This is a genomic window from Mesorhizobium sp. M0062, assembly GCF_040323125.1.
In the GTDB taxonomy this organism is placed as follows: domain Bacteria; phylum Pseudomonadota; class Alphaproteobacteria; order Rhizobiales; family Rhizobiaceae; genus Mesorhizobium.
This window is the reverse complement of record NZ_JAMYUO010000018.1, coordinates 15,673-29,033: the sequence shown is the minus strand read 5'-3', so window position 1 is coordinate 29,033 and position 13,361 is coordinate 15,673. Positions and strand designations below refer to the sequence as shown.

Here is a 13,361-nt window from a genome sequence, read left to right as displayed (position 1 = left end):
AAGGCATGTGAATCGAGACCGGAACGGCCGCTGTCCCCAGCGCCGATCGCCTGGTCTTGTCCAGTTCGAGTCTGAAGGAGGCCGACATGACCACGTTTGATTTCGCCACCGAGACCTCGCGGATAACCTCGCGTCCGGCCGTTGCGACGCGCGTGGCCAACACCCTTCTCAATGCCTACCAGGCCTGGAAAAATCGCCGGGCCTTCTATCGCCTCGGCGAGATGTCGGACGCCGAACTCGCCGATATCGGCCTGACGCGCGCGGATCTCCATGTCGCCATCGATGTGCCGTTCGGCGCCGATCCAACCGTGAAGCTGCGTGCGATTGCGAGCGATCGTGCCGATACGATCGAAGATCTCTCGCCCGCCAGATAGTGTGATATCGGGCGCATTGTTTCGGTTGCCGTGAACCTTTCTCAGGCTCGCCGCGACCAACGAGTATAGCAGGCTCCCCACTCCCTGCCGGTTCCCCGCCGGCCAGCCTGCACACTGGCCCGGTCCTCCTCCAGGACCGGGCTTTTTCTTTTAAAGCTCCGTCGTCATCGTGCGGTCTGCGCCGCGTCGCTTCGCTCCTTGCTGCGAAGCCGCGAAGGTCAGCGCCCAACTACCGCCAACTACCGCCAACTACCGCCGGTCCATGTCCCGCTTGAACTGGTCGAAGATCGTTTCCACGCCCTTTTGATAGTCGTCGCGCTGCTGGGCGCCGGTCTCGAACATCTTGCCGAAAATATCGTCGAACGGATTGCGTGGCCTGCCGCTCGGATTGGCCTGCGGTTGCGGCGCCTGGCGCTCCTGCGGTGCCTGTCGCCGCTGGGGTGCTTGCGGCTGCTGCGGCGCCGGCTGCCCACCGGGCAGGCCGAAGCCGCCACCACCGCCTTGCCGCATCATCTCTTCAAAAATCTTGCCCAGCGGGTTGTCGCCGTAAGGGCTCTGCGTCTGTTGCGGCTGTGTCGGTTGCTGCGAACGGCCCTGCGGTTGCTGTGCAGCACCACCGCCGAACATGTCCTGCAGCACTTTGCCCAGCGGGTTCTCACCGTAAGGATTGGTTGCTGGCTGCGGCGCAGGCTGTGCCCCGCCGCCCGCCTGCCGCATCATCTGTTCGATGATCTCGCCTAGCGGATTGCTGCCACCGCCGAAGCCACCGGCGGCCTGCATCTGACCCCCGGTCAACTGGTTTGTCGTCTGCTTGAACAGTCCGCCCATCACCATCGAAGCGATGGCCGGCAGCATCTGCTGCAAGATCTGCTGGCTGACGCCGGTCGCCTGCGCGGCCTGGCTGGCCACCGCGCGCGACAGCTCCTTCGAGCCGAACAGATGACCCAGAATGCCATTGCCCTCATTGACGCCTTGCGGCGAGAAAGCCCTGGTCGCGTCCTCGAAGTATTTGGCGTGCTGGCCGCTCGCCATCGCCGTCATGAAGGCGCCTAGCCCATAGGGATCGGCGGTGTTGCGTTGCAGCCCTTGCGAGAAGGCCGGCAGCAGAGCGGCGACAGCCGCCTGCGTCTGCTGCATGGAAAGCCCGTACTGCTGGGCAAGCGCCTGCATGCCGTTGCCGTTCTGCGCCTGCGCCAATATGTCGAACAAGGTAGGCATCGGTTTGTCCTCCGGGAAATCCTCGAGGGAGAACCTAGTTCGTTTCGATGTTCGATTGAAGCGGCTTTTGCCGCTGCTCAAGGCGCGACGCTAATACGCATATTCCATGAACACCGGCTCGATCGAGCCGCCCCAGCGCGTGTGGTAGGCCGACAGCATTTCCTCGGCACTGGTGGTACCGCGCGCCACGACTTCGTCCAGCGTGTTGAGGAACGAGGTCTCGTCATAGCCGTCGCGGTTCTTCCTGCCGCGATTTTTCAGCCCAAGGCGCGAAATGGTCATTACATCGCGGCCGATCTCACGCAGCGTCGTGTTGCGGAACGGCGCGGAAATGCCTTGTTCCGGCACCGCATTGCGCATCGCCAGCGTTTCTTCATAGGTCCAGCTCGAAGTCAGCGCCTCGGCGGCGTCGAGCGCGGCCTCGTCATAAAGCAGCCCGACCCAGAAGGCCGGCAGCGCGCAGATGCGGCGCCACGGCCCGCCATCGGCGCCGCGCATTTCGAGGAAGCGCTTCAGCCTGACGTCAGGGAACAGGGTCGACAGATGGTTCGCCCAGTCGCCCATGGTCGGCAGTCCGTCCGGTACTTCATTGCGGGCAGCGCCGGCCATGAACTGGCGGAAGGTGATGTGCGTCATGTCGTGATAGTGGCCGTCGCGGATGACGAAATACATCGGCACGTCGAGCGCCCATTCGACATAGTCGGCAAAGCCGAACTCGGGCGAGAAGCAGAATTCGAGCAGGCCCGAGCGTTGGTTGTCGGTGTCGCGCCAGATGTCGCCGCGCCAGCTCTGCAGCCCGTTCGGCCGGCTGTCGGTGAAGGGCGAGTTGGCAAACAGCGCCGTCGACAGTGGCTGCAGCTTCAGCGACACCTGCATCTTGCGGCGCATGTCGGCTTCGCTTTCGAAGTCGAGGTTCACCTGGATGGTGCAGGTGCGATACATCATGTCGAGACCCTTGGTGCCGACCTTCGGCATGTAGCGGGTCATGATTTCGTAGCGCGATTTCGGCATTTTCGGCGTCTCGGCGAGCGACCATTTCGGACTGCCGCCGAGGCCGAGAAAGCGGATGCCCATCGGCTCGGCGATCTCGCGTACCTGCGCCAGATGCGCATTGCCCTCGCGGCAGGTCTGGTGGATCGTTTCCAGCGGCGCGCCCGACAGCTCGAACTGGCCACCAGGCTCCAGCGAGATCGCGCCCTGTCCGGTCGGCTCGACCAGGCCGATGATGCGGCCGTCATCGATGATCGGGTCCCAGCCGAGCTTTTGCTGCATGCCTTCGAGGATGGCGCGGATGCCGCGCTCGCCGCCATAGGGCACCGGCGCGTTCCCGTCGACATAGAAGGGGAACTTCTCGTGCTCGGTCCCGATGCGCCACTTGTCGCGCGGCTTGTTGCCTTCGGCCAGATGCTCGACCAGTTCGTCGATGCCTTCGATTGGCCGGAAATCGGTTGTGTCGCGCGCCATGGGGCCCCCTCTGCGGCTCTCGGAGCCCGCCGGCGCTAAATGGACGAAATGTCAGCAGCCGATCAAGCGAAAAATCCTGAGCCACAGGTCAACAGGAATTGATCTTTACGCCTCTTACCAGTCTCCGACCGTCGCCTGCATCACCGCAAGCGCCGCCACCGCTGCCGTATCGGCGCGCAGGATGCGCGGTCCGAGCGGGATGGCGGTGACGAAGGGGAGCGCCCGCAGCATCTTGCGTTCCTCGTCGGAAAAGCCGCCTTCCGGTCCGACCATCAGCGCCAGTTTCTTTTCCCTCAACCCCTGCAGCGCTGGCAGTGGATTGTTGGTCGAGGCATCCTCGTCGCAGAAGATAAGCCGGCGTTCCTTGTCCCAGCCGGAGAGCAGGCGCTCGAATTTCTCGGCCTCGCGCACTTCCGGCACCGCCAGTATGCCGCATTGCTCGGCCGCCTCGACGACATTGGCGCGCAGCCGGTCGATGGAGGGTTTTGCCACTTGCGTGTGCTGGGTGATCACCGGCTGCAGGATGCCGGCGCCCATCTCGACCGCCTTCTGCACGAGATAGTCGAGCCGGCCCTGTTTTAGCGGCGCGAAGCAATAGATCAGGTCAGGCAGGGGCGGTTGCGGTCTCTGCGAGGCCAGCACCTTCAGCCGCACCGCCCTTTTCGACCTGGTGGCAATCGCCGCCGACCACTCGCCGTCGCGGCCGTTGAAGACCAGGATCTCGGCGCCTTCGCCGAGCCGCAGCACATGCATGAGATAATGGCTCTGCTGCTGGCCGGCATCGAATTCGATGCCTGCCGCGAGGTCGTCCGGCACGAACAGCCGCTGCATCTTGTAATTGGCGCGCATCGCCGAGGAATGGGCGAGGCGGTGCCTGGCGTCAAGTCTCGGCGGAACGATGCCACACCGGTTCAAAACCGTGCCGCAGCACCGAAACGGTCGTGGCCGGTGTGAGCAGGCGCAGCGACCGGCCGGCAAGGCTGTCGAAGGCCGCCGCATCGCCATAGCCTGCGAACGACCAGGGCAGCGCGTTGCCGCCGCGCAGCGCATAGGCCGAGCCGCCATCCGCGATCATCGCTCCGTCCGGCAATTCGGCAAGCTCTCCCATGGTGACATCAGGTGGCTTGCCGCCGGAAGCCAGCCGCTCCTTGTGCAGCCGCTTGTCCACCATTGGCGCGCGCGGTTCGTTTACACCGAAGACTTTGCCGAAACGCCCGACAAAATCCGTGGCTCGCTCACGCCGGCAATAGAAACAGGGACGGTGCCCGGCGGCCAGCGCCGTCACCTCGTCGAGGAAGAACAACTCGGTCCAGCCGGCCCTGCCGCCCGGCCGATTCCTGCCCATCGGCTCGCGCCGCACATTGCGGAATTGGCAGACGCAGATGATCCAGGCCGGCAAGGCCCAACGCTTTTTCAGCAGCGTCTTGGTCTCAGGATCGTGGATGATGCCGCGATTGCCGGTGAACAGGCCGCGCTCGGATATGGCATGGATGGCGCCGAACGGATCGACCCGGTTCTGCAGTGGCATAGCTCTCTCCCGAATACGCATCTTGGCTGCAATGCTGGCGACATGATATCGCTCGTCGCGTCATTTCATGTCAGCAGGGTTTTGCGATGCGGGTGCTGGTGGTCCAGAACTACGACAACACCGGCCTTGGCCAGGTTGGTGCCGCGCTCGCCGAAGCCGGCGCCGATCTCGACCTGCGCCGGCCCTACAAGGGCGATGCGCTGCCGGACGACGCGACCGGACACGATGCCATGGTGATGCTGGGCGGCGGCCAGAATGCGCTGGCCGACGATGACTACCCGTATTTCCCGGTGCTGCTCGAACTGACCCGCGATTTCGCCGCCAAGGATCGCTCGGTTCTCGGTATCTGCCTGGGCAGCCAGTTGGTTGCCCGCTCTTTCGGCGGTGAGAACCAGATCGGCGGCGCCTCGGAATTCGGCTGGCACAAGGTATCGCTGACGCCGGACGCCAGAACCGATCCGGTGCTTGGCGCACTTCCCCAGGATTTCCCCATCTTCGAATGGCACGACGACACTTTCGCGCTGCCGTCAAATGCGGTGCGGCTTGCCGGCAGCGAAATTGCCGAGAACCAGGCGTTCCGTATCGGCCGCGCCGTCTACGGCTTCCAGTTCCATTTCGAGGCCGACCAGCCGATGGTGAGGGACTGGAGCACATCCTTCGCGCCGCTGATTGCCGATCGCCATCCCGACTGGCAGGATCGCCTCGACAGCGAAATGGCACGCAACGGCCCCGAGGCCGACGCCGCGGGCTTGGCCATTGCCCGCGCCTGGGTGGCGACGATCTGAGACTGGCCGCGCGCAGTCAGCAATTCCAGGAAAAGTGTGAAGCGGTTTTCCGTCCGGAATTGCGTCAGATAAAAAGATAGAGCGGTTCGCCGTAGCGGCGAACCGCTCTATCCGTTGCATAATTGGCACGCGGCGGGGAATCTGCCGGGGACAACTTCTTTCGTCCTTGGTTTGTGGCCGAACGCTATCCTACAAGGCGCGCGCTATGCAACGGCAATGCAACCGCGATGAACCTTCTGTGTGATCCGCGCGACACACCGCCGATACAGAATCGACCTACAAACGCGAAATCGTCGAAACTTTGAGACGAATTCTCGGTTTCAACCCATTGGTAACCGCCTCGTGCCCAGATGCAGGAAGCTCAACTAGAGATGACGTCCGTGAAAGCAGCGCTTCTGTCCTTTGTCATGCTGTCTGCCATCGTTTTGTGCGGTCTCGGCATTTATTCCGCCGATGCAGCCAACAACCATCAGGCCGTCGACGGCTACGGCGTCACCGCCGCGCTTCGCTAAAACGCTTTTCCCTGCACAGTCAGGATACGCTTGTCCGCGCCGTCCACGGCGAGCGCGCTGAGCATGCCTGACTGCCAGGCGAGTGTGTCGACATTGACGCGGTTCGGCATCACCTCCGCCTGCGGCACCGGTGTGTGGCCGTGCACGATCACCTTCGGGTAAAGCCCTGGATGGTTGTGGAAGACGTCGCGGATCCAGACCAGATCCTGCGGGCTCTGGCTCGCCAGCGGCACGTCAGGCCTGACGCCGGCATGGCATAAGAAGAAATCACCTGATATCAGTGACAATTGCAGCGACCGCAGGAAGTCGACATGGGCTTGCGGTACAGCATTGACCAGTGCCTGGTGTCCCCGCCGTAACGCCTCGGCCTTGCCGAACCAGCTTGCGTGTCCCGCTAAGTCGACACCATAGGATTGTGCCGTCTGCACGCCGCCATAACGGATGAACAGCCCTTCCGGGTCAGGCTCGTCGAGAAAGTCGAGGAAGCCGATATCGTGGTTGCCGGCGAGCATCAGATGCCGCGGATCGCGTTTCTGTGCCTCGATCAGGAAGTCTATGACGCCCTTGGACTCTGGTCCGCGGTCGACATAGTCGCCGAGGTGGATGACGCGCCAATCGCTGGTCGGCTTGTATTCGAGTTCGCTCTCGATGCGGCGATGCATGGCGGCGAGCAGATCGAGCCGGCCATGCACGTCGCCGATCGCATAGAGGCGCATGCCATCGGGTGCGCGCGCGTCGAGGTAGTGGATGCCGGTCTCGGTCAAGGCGGCTTCGTCTCCGTGATCCAGCGAGGCTAGGGTCTAATCGGTGAACAAGACCCTAGCGCCGCAACTGGTCCTTGCCCATGTCGGTCACCAGCCGCTTGCCGCACAGTGCCAGCGTGATGTCCATCTCCTTGCGGATGATGTCCAGCGCCAGGGTCACGCCTTGGTTGCCCATGGCGCCCAATCCGTACAGGAACGGGCGGCCGATATAGGTGCCCTTGGCGCCGAGGCAAAGCGCCTTCAGCACGTCCTGGCCCGAGCGGATGCCGCCGTCCATATGCACCTCGATCCTGTCGCCGACGGCATCGGCGATCTCTTCCAGCGCCATGATTGACGACGATGCGCCGTCGAGCTGGCGCCCGCCATGGTTGGAAACGATGATGGCGTCGGCGCCGGTCTCGACCGCCATCAGCGCGTCCTCCTTGTCGAGAATGCCTTTCAGGATCAGCTTGCCGCCCCAACGTTCCTTGATCCAGGCGACATCCTTCCACGACAGATGCGGGTCGAACTGCTCCGTCGTCCACGATGCCAGCGAAGCGACGTCGCCGACGCCCTTGGCATGGCCGACAATGTTGCGGAAGGTGCGGCGCTTGGTGCCGGCAATGCCCATCAGCCAGCGTGGCCGCATGGCGATGTTGGCAATGTTGGCCAGCGTCATCTTGGGCGGCGCCGACAGCCCGTTGCGGACATCCTTGTGGCGCTGCCCCAAGATCTGCAGGTCGAGCGTCAACACCAGCGCCGAGCATTTTGCAGCCTTCGCCCTGTCGATCAGGTCGAGCACGAAATCCTTGTCGCGAAGCACGTAGAGCTGGAACCAGAACGGCTTCTTGGTCACCGACGCGACATCCTCGATCGAGCAGATGCTCATCGTCGACAGCGTGAACGGCACGCCGAATTCCTCTGCCGCCTGCGCGGCCAGCATCTCGCCATCGGCATGCTGCATGCCGGTCATTCCAGTTGGGGCAAGCGCCACCGGCATCGCCACTTTCTCGCCGATCATGGTCGATTCCAGCGAGCGGTTGCTCATGTCGACCAGTACGCGCTGACGGAATTTTATCTTCTGGAAGTCCTCTTCGTTGGCGCGGTAGGTGCTTTCGGTCCAGGCGCCGGAATCGGCATAGTCGAAGAACATCTTCGGCACCCGCCGGCGCGCCAGGTCCTTGAGATCGGCAATGGTGAGGATGTCGCTCATGGTGGTTCCTCGTTAGCCAGTCGTCTTGAAGCCGTCGTCGGCGTCGGAGCGCTGCTTAAGCCTGAGCCGCGACACGCGCTGCCAGTCGCCGCTGCGTTCGGCCTCGAGCATCGAGCGCTCGACATAGGAGATATGGTCCATCGCCGCTTGGCGGGCAGCTGAGGGATCGCCGGCCTTCACGGCTTTGTAGATCGCGCCGTGCTGGGCCAGCAGCGCCTCGCGCGCTCCGGGCACGCTGAACACCAGAAGCCGGTTCTGGAACACGCCTTCAGACAGCAGCCGGTAGCAGGAGCGCAGCGTGTGCAAGAGGATGATGTTGTGCGCGCATTCGCACACAGCATGGTGGAACTCGACGTCGATTTCCGCCTCGTCGTCGAAATCGCCGGTGCGGTGCGCCTCGTCCATGCGCGCCACGATGCGGTCGAGCAGCGCAATGTCGTCCGCTGTCGCGCGCCGCGCCGCATATTCGGCCGCAACACCTTCGATCTCGCGGCGGTATTCCAGATAGTCGGTCACCGCCTTGCGGTGCATCGAGATGAGGTCGGTCACCGGCTTGGTGAACAACTGGCCGATGACGTCGGCGACATGGGTGCCGCCGCCGGCCTTGGTGATCAGCAGCCCGCGCCCTTCCAGCGCCTTCAGCGCATCGCGCAGGATCGGCCGCGACACGTCGAACTGGCGCGCCAGCTCGCGCTCGCCCGGCAGCCGGTCGCCGGTGCGCAGCACGCCTTCAAGGATCAGGCTTTCGATCTGCTGCACCACCTCGTCGGCGGTGCGCGAATGCTCGATCCTGGAGAAAATATCGCTCAACGGGGGCCTGGGAAATTGAACCGGCGTCGCGCAAGATAAAGCCAGCGTCGCCAACTGGTCAAATATTTATCCAATTTGCCCAATCGGGTCGGTCTGCGCGTCGCGCCGGCAGGACCTACGATGCTAGACTTTGGTGTTTACGCGCCTCATGGATTGCCTTTAGAGGACGCCATCACACGAAGGGTCGAGAACAGGGGGACCACCGTGTCGGACGAGACGTCCAACCTCGAATTCCAGCCGCGCGCCCAGGGCAGCGTGATGGGCTTTCCCGCGCATGAGGGACGGCCCGGCGCGATCGGCGAGGTCCATGCCCGGCCGCATCCGCTGATCGAGAAGCCGCGCGTGCTTGTGCAACTCGCCTTCATGACCGAGGGCGGCTCCGGCGTCGACATGGCCGTGCTCTCCGAACTGTCGCGGCGCCTCGGCATCGCGGCGCCCGACCGTCATGCCCGCCACCACGCCATGAAGTGGGGCAAGGGCACGCTGCGCTGGGAGCGGCATACGGAATTCTCGACCTATCTTTGGGAAGGGCCGCTTGCCGAAAGCGGCAGGGCGCAGGAGGATTCTCCTTTCGGCAACGGGTTCTCGCCGCCGGGAACGGTGATCTCAGGCATAAGGCTGGAGATCCGCAAATGGACGCCGGCAAGCGAGAAGCTGATTGCGGCCTTCGACCCGACGAGCCTCTGCTATTCGCTGGTCGAGCGCGGCAATGCGGCCATCGTCACCGATTTCCGCCAGGACGGCGACGGCCTGACCCGCATCCTGGTGCTTGATCGCGGCCTGACGCCGGCGCGGACCGGGGCGCTGTCGCAGCGGCTGATCGACGTCGAGACCTACCGCACCCTTGCCATGCTCGGCCTGCCGCTGGCGCTGACCCTGTCGAGCCGCGCCCGCCGCATCGAAGACCGGTTGGCGCAGACCACGCTGGAAATGAAGGTCACTGAAACCCGCGACAGCCAGACGCTGCTCGCCGACCTGACCGAGCTTGCCGCCGAGCTGGAAGCCGATGCCGCCTCCAGCCTCTATCGCTTCGGCGCCAGCCGCGCCTATGACGGCATCGTTGTCGAGCGGCTGGAGGCGCTGGACGAAGAAGCCGTGCCCGGCTACGACACTTGGGGCGGCTTCCTGCAGCGGCGGGTGGCGCCTGCCATGCGCACCTGCCGTTCGGTCGAGGAGCGCCAGGCCAACCTGTCGCGCAAACTAACCCGCGCCACGACGCTGCTGCGCACGTGGGTTGATGTCGAGGTCGAGAAGCAGAACCGCGATCTGCTGGCGTCGATGAACAACCGCGCCCGGCTGCAACTGCGGTTGCAGCAGACGGTCGAGGGCCTGTCGGTGGCAGCAGTGTCCTACTATGTCGTCGGTCTGATCTCCTACCTTGCCAAGGGCGCCTCGATCTTCGGCCATGCCATTGCGCCCGAAGTCGTCACCGCCGCCTCGGTGCCGGTCGCCATCGTGCTGGTCTGGTGGGGGGTGCGGCGAGTGAGGCGGATGCACTCCGAGCCGGCGAAACATCCGGGGGAGTAGGAGCGCACTTTACCCTCCCCCTTGTGGGGAGGGTCGATCCGCATAGCGGATCGGGGTGGGGGTGCTCGTAAAGAGCTTTCGTCGCGCGGACCCCCACCCCGCTCACTGCGTTCGCGACCCTCCCCACAAGGGGGAGGGTGAATAGCGGCAGATTGCCGCTGCGGAAGGCGGGCAGTACGCTCTTTGCCCGACGCGGTGTTTGCAACATCCGAATGTAATTGGTAAAAGATTTTTACCAGCCAAGCGGAGAACGCCGCCGATGTCCGGCCTTGTCATGCCCAAGCCAGACGACGCCACTATGCGAAGGCGGGCGGAGATCGTCGCCGACATCCGCATCATCGTGCCGGGCGAGGGCGTCGTCGACGCCACCAATGAGATGCGCGCCTTCGAAAGCGACGGCCTCACCGCCTACCGGCAATTGCCGCTGGTCGTGGTGCTGCCGGAAACGGTGGCGCAGGTGTCGCGGGTGCTGAAATACTGCAACGACCGCAACATCCGTGTCGTGCCGCGCGGCTCCGGAACCTCATTGTCGGGCGGCGCGTTGCCGCTCGAGGATGCCGTGCTGCTGGTCATGAGCCGCTTCAACCGCATCCTTGCCATCGACTATCCCGATCGCGTCGTCGTCGCTCAGCCCGGCGTCACCAATCTCGGCATCACCACCGCCGTCGAGCAGGAGGGCTTCTACTATGCGCCCGATCCATCCTCGCAGATCGCCTGCTCGATCGGCGGCAATGTCGCGGAAAATTCCGGCGGCGTGCACTGCCTGAAATACGGCCTGACCGCCAACAATGTGCTCGGCATCGAGATGGTGCTGATGAACGGCGAGGTGGTGCGGCTTGGCGGCAATCATCTGGACTCGGAAGGCTATGATCTCCTCGGCGTCATGACGGGGTCCGAAGGCCTGCTCGGCGTCGTCACCGAGGTCACCGTGCGCATCCTGAAAAAGCCGGAGACGGCCCGCGCTCTGCTGATCGGCTTTCCGACCAGCGAGCAGGGCGGCCAGTGCGTCGCCGACATCATCGGCGCCGGCATTATCCCCGGCGGCATGGAGATGATGGACCGGCCGGCAATCCATGCCGCGGAGGATTTCGTTAATGCTGGCTACCCCCTTGATGTCGAGGCGCTGCTGATCGTCGAACTCGACGGGCCGGGCGTCGAGGTCGATCACCTGATCGGTCTCGTCGAAGCGATCGCCTATAGGAACAGCTCCACCACCTGTCGCATCTCGCAATCCGAACAGGAGCGGCTGAGTTTCTGGGCTGGCCGCAAGGCGGCCTTCCCGGCGGTCGGCCGCATCTCGCCCGACTATTACTGCATGGATGGCACCATCCCGCGCAAGGAATTGCCGGGTGTGCTCGCCGGCATGCGCGAACTGTCGGAGAAATACGGCCTCGGCGTCGCCAACGTCTTCCACGCCGGCGACGGCAATCTGCATCCGCTGATCCTCTACGACGCCAACGTGCCGGGCGAACTCGACAAGGCGGAAAGTTTTGGCGCCGACATCTTGCGGCTCTGCGTCAAGGTCGGCGGCGTCTTGACCGGCGAGCACGGCGTCGGCGTCGAGAAGCGCGATTTGATGCCGGAGATGTTCAACCAGATCGACCTCGACCAACAAATGCGCGTCAAATGCGCCTTCGATCCCAACCATCTGCTTAACCCGGGAAAAGTGTTTCCACAACTGCGCCGCTGTGCGGAGCTTGGGCGCATGCACGTGCATCGGGGGCAGCTGGCATTTCCGGATATTCCGAGGTTTTGATGGGGGCGGAATGTCTCACGTCGGCGATCCTTCGCGCCCCCCTCTGTCCTGCCGGACATCTCACCCACAAGGGGGGAGATCACCAGTCATCTCTGCCTTCGCCAACCTTCGACGTTGCTAGAGAGGCGCGGTCGCCAAAGCTGCTAATCTCCCCCCAAGTGGGGGAGATGTCCGGCAGGACAGAGGGGGGCGCGAAGGAACTCGACCCATCTTCGCCATGACGACCTTCACCCCCACCACATCGGCCGAGATCCTCTCCACCGTCCAATGGGCGGCGGCGGAAGAGTCACCTTTGGAAATCATCGGCCACGGCTCCAAGCGCGGCATCGGCCGGCCACAGCAGAGCGAACACACGCTCGATCTTTCGAAGCTCACCGGCGTCACCCTCTACGAGCCGGCCGAGTTGGTACTGTCGGCCAAGGCCGGCACGCCGCTTTCCGAGATCGAAAACCTGCTCGCCGAAAGCGGCCAGCAACTCGCCTTCGAACCGATGGATTACGGTCCTTTACTCGGCGGCGAGCCCGGCAAGGGCACGATCGGCAGCGTGCTCGCCGCGAACCTGTCCGGCCCGCGCCGGCTGAAGGCGGGGGCTGCACGAGACCATATTCTGGGAATCAATGCGGTTGCCGGACGCGGCGAGGCCTTCAAGTCCGGCGGCCGCGTCGTCAAGAATGTCACCGGCTACGATCTGTCGAAGCTGATGGCCAACAGCTGGGGCACGCTGGCCGTGTTCACCGATGTCACCTTCAAGGTGCTGCCGGCGGCCGAGACCGAGGTGACGCTTGCCATGCGCGGCCTACTCGACGATGCCGCCTCTGCCGCCATGGCGCTGGCGCTCGGCTCCAGCGCCGAAGTGTCGAGCGCGGCCCATCTGCCCGAACGCATCGCCGCGCGCATTGCCGGGGGCAGTCTAGGCACTGACGCTGCAACGCTGCTGCGCGTCGAAGGGTTTGGCCCATCGGTCGCCTATCGCATTGAGGCGCTGAAGACCCTGCTGAAAAATGCCGGCCCGCTGCAGGAGATCGCAGGTGAGACATCGCATACCCTCTGGCGTGACATAAGGGACTGCACGCCATTCGCCGACCGTAGCGAAAAGCCGGTCTGGCGCGTCTCCATGGCGCCGTCTCAGGCCCATCAGATGGTGCTGACGCTGCGCATGCAGATCGGTGTCAGCGCCTTCTACGACTGGCAGGGCGGGCTGGTCTGGCTGCGCATGGAGGAGGGCGATCCCGAGGCCGCCCTGCTGCGCGGGCTGATCAGAAAGCATCGCGGCGGCCACGCGACGCTGGTGCGCGCCACCCCTTCGTATCGCGCCGCCGTTCCGGTGTTCGAGCCGCAGGCGCCGCATCTGGCCGCACTGTCGGCGCGGCTCAAGGCCGAGTTCGATCCCAAGTCCATCCTCAATCCCGGCCGCATGGCCCAAGGCTAAGA

Annotated in this window: 13 protein-coding genes; 6 read left to right on the top strand and 7 right to left on the bottom strand. The window is 64.1% G+C overall.

Features of this window, described 5'->3' with window-relative positions:
* The first annotated feature begins 86 nt into the window (after positions 1-86).
* Positions 87-374: a DUF1127 domain-containing protein gene (locus NKJ64_RS20525; RefSeq protein WP_352463236.1), complete on the top strand. Its 288-nt coding sequence runs from the start codon at positions 87-89 to the stop codon at positions 372-374.
* Between the two features lie 249 nt (positions 375-623).
* On the opposite strand, the gene NKJ64_RS20520 is transcribed toward NKJ64_RS20525, so the two are convergent.
* The 4 genes from NKJ64_RS20520 to NKJ64_RS20505 all read right to left on the bottom strand — a co-directional run bounded on the left by NKJ64_RS20520 (position 624) and on the right by NKJ64_RS20505 (position 4,584).
* Complete coding sequence (locus tag NKJ64_RS20520; protein WP_352463235.1) at positions 624-1,592, bottom strand: DUF937 domain-containing protein; 969 nt, start codon at positions 1,590-1,592, stop codon at positions 624-626.
* Between the two features lie 90 nt (positions 1,593-1,682).
* A complete protein-coding gene (locus NKJ64_RS20515; RefSeq protein WP_023729092.1) occupies positions 1,683-3,056 on the bottom strand; it encodes a glutamate--cysteine ligase in 1,374 nt (457 codons plus the stop codon).
* A 114-nt stretch (positions 3,057-3,170) separates the two neighbouring features.
* A complete protein-coding gene (locus NKJ64_RS20510) occupies positions 3,171-3,905 on the bottom strand; it encodes a 16S rRNA (uracil(1498)-N(3))-methyltransferase (RefSeq protein WP_023692352.1) in 735 nt (244 codons plus the stop codon).
* 31 nt (positions 3,906-3,936) lie between these two features.
* Positions 3,937-4,584, bottom strand: a complete 648-nt coding sequence (locus tag NKJ64_RS20505) for a hypothetical protein (protein WP_023692351.1) — start codon at positions 4,582-4,584, stop codon at positions 3,937-3,939.
* An 86-nt stretch (positions 4,585-4,670) separates the two neighbouring features.
* Between NKJ64_RS20505 and NKJ64_RS20500 the strand changes: the two genes are divergently transcribed.
* A complete protein-coding gene (locus tag NKJ64_RS20500; RefSeq protein WP_023681838.1) occupies positions 4,671-5,369 on the top strand; it encodes a type 1 glutamine amidotransferase in 699 nt (232 codons plus the stop codon).
* A 371-nt stretch (positions 5,370-5,740) separates the two neighbouring features.
* Positions 5,741-5,881, top strand: coding sequence for a hypothetical protein (locus NKJ64_RS20495; RefSeq protein ID WP_006206855.1), 141 nt, complete (start codon positions 5,741-5,743; stop codon positions 5,879-5,881).
* Here the strand turns inward: NKJ64_RS20495 and NKJ64_RS20490 are convergent.
* From NKJ64_RS20490 to NKJ64_RS20480, 3 genes are read right to left on the bottom strand one after another with little or no spacing between them, the layout of a single operon-like run.
* Positions 5,878-6,645, bottom strand: coding sequence for a metallophosphoesterase family protein (locus tag NKJ64_RS20490; RefSeq protein ID WP_023681837.1), 768 nt, complete (start codon positions 6,643-6,645; stop codon positions 5,878-5,880). The genes NKJ64_RS20495 and NKJ64_RS20490 overlap by 4 nt on opposite strands.
* Positions 6,646-6,700: 55 nt before the next feature.
* Positions 6,701-7,837, bottom strand: coding sequence for an alpha-hydroxy acid oxidase (locus NKJ64_RS20485; RefSeq protein WP_352463234.1), 1,137 nt, complete (start codon positions 7,835-7,837; stop codon positions 6,701-6,703).
* A 12-nt stretch (positions 7,838-7,849) separates the two neighbouring features.
* The gene (locus NKJ64_RS20480; protein WP_023692349.1) at positions 7,850-8,647 is read right to left on the bottom strand and encodes an FCD domain-containing protein; all 798 of its coding nucleotides are present in this window, start codon (positions 8,645-8,647) and stop codon (positions 7,850-7,852) included.
* 204 nt (positions 8,648-8,851) lie between these two features.
* On the opposite strand from NKJ64_RS20480, the gene NKJ64_RS20475 reads away from it, so the two are divergent.
* The 3 genes from NKJ64_RS20475 to NKJ64_RS20465 all read left to right on the top strand — a co-directional run bounded on the left by NKJ64_RS20475 (position 8,852) and on the right by NKJ64_RS20465 (position 13,359).
* Positions 8,852-10,174, top strand: a complete 1,323-nt coding sequence (locus NKJ64_RS20475; RefSeq protein ID WP_023686827.1) for a DUF3422 family protein — start codon at positions 8,852-8,854, stop codon at positions 10,172-10,174.
* Positions 10,175-10,433: 259 nt separating this feature from the next.
* Positions 10,434-11,930: an FAD-linked oxidase C-terminal domain-containing protein gene (locus NKJ64_RS20470; protein ID WP_352463233.1), complete on the top strand. Its 1,497-nt coding sequence runs from the start codon at positions 10,434-10,436 to the stop codon at positions 11,928-11,930.
* Between the two features lie 217 nt (positions 11,931-12,147).
* Complete coding sequence (locus tag NKJ64_RS20465) at positions 12,148-13,359, top strand: FAD-binding protein (protein WP_023681833.1); 1,212 nt, start codon at positions 12,148-12,150, stop codon at positions 13,357-13,359.
* The last annotated feature ends 2 nt before the right edge of the window (positions 13,360-13,361 follow it).

Excerpts from the sequence above, each read along its gene's own strand:
- NKJ64_RS20510 (WP_023692352.1), bottom strand. The coding sequence starts at position 3,905 with ATGCGCGCCAATTACAAGATGCAGCGGCTGTTCGTGCCGGACGACCTC.
- NKJ64_RS20520 (WP_352463235.1), bottom strand. The coding sequence starts at position 1,592 with ATGCCTACCTTGTTCGACATATTGGCGCAGGCGCAGAACGGCAACGGC.
- NKJ64_RS20465 (WP_023681833.1), top strand. The coding sequence starts at position 12,148 with ATGACGACCTTCACCCCCACCACATCGGCCGAGATCCTCTCCACCGTC.
- NKJ64_RS20525 (WP_352463236.1), top strand. The coding sequence starts at position 87 with ATGACCACGTTTGATTTCGCCACCGAGACCTCGCGGATAACCTCGCGT.
- NKJ64_RS20515 (WP_023729092.1), bottom strand. The coding sequence starts at position 3,056 with ATGGCGCGCGACACAACCGATTTCCGGCCAATCGAAGGCATCGACGAA.
- NKJ64_RS20485 (WP_352463234.1), bottom strand. The coding sequence starts at position 7,837 with ATGAGCGACATCCTCACCATTGCCGATCTCAAGGACCTGGCGCGCCGG.
- NKJ64_RS20495 (WP_006206855.1), top strand. The coding sequence starts at position 5,741 with ATGACGTCCGTGAAAGCAGCGCTTCTGTCCTTTGTCATGCTGTCTGCC.
- NKJ64_RS20470 (WP_352463233.1), top strand. The coding sequence starts at position 10,434 with ATGTCCGGCCTTGTCATGCCCAAGCCAGACGACGCCACTATGCGAAGG.
- NKJ64_RS20500 (WP_023681838.1), top strand. The coding sequence starts at position 4,671 with ATGCGGGTGCTGGTGGTCCAGAACTACGACAACACCGGCCTTGGCCAG.
- NKJ64_RS20505 (WP_023692351.1), bottom strand. The coding sequence starts at position 4,584 with ATGCCACTGCAGAACCGGGTCGATCCGTTCGGCGCCATCCATGCCATA.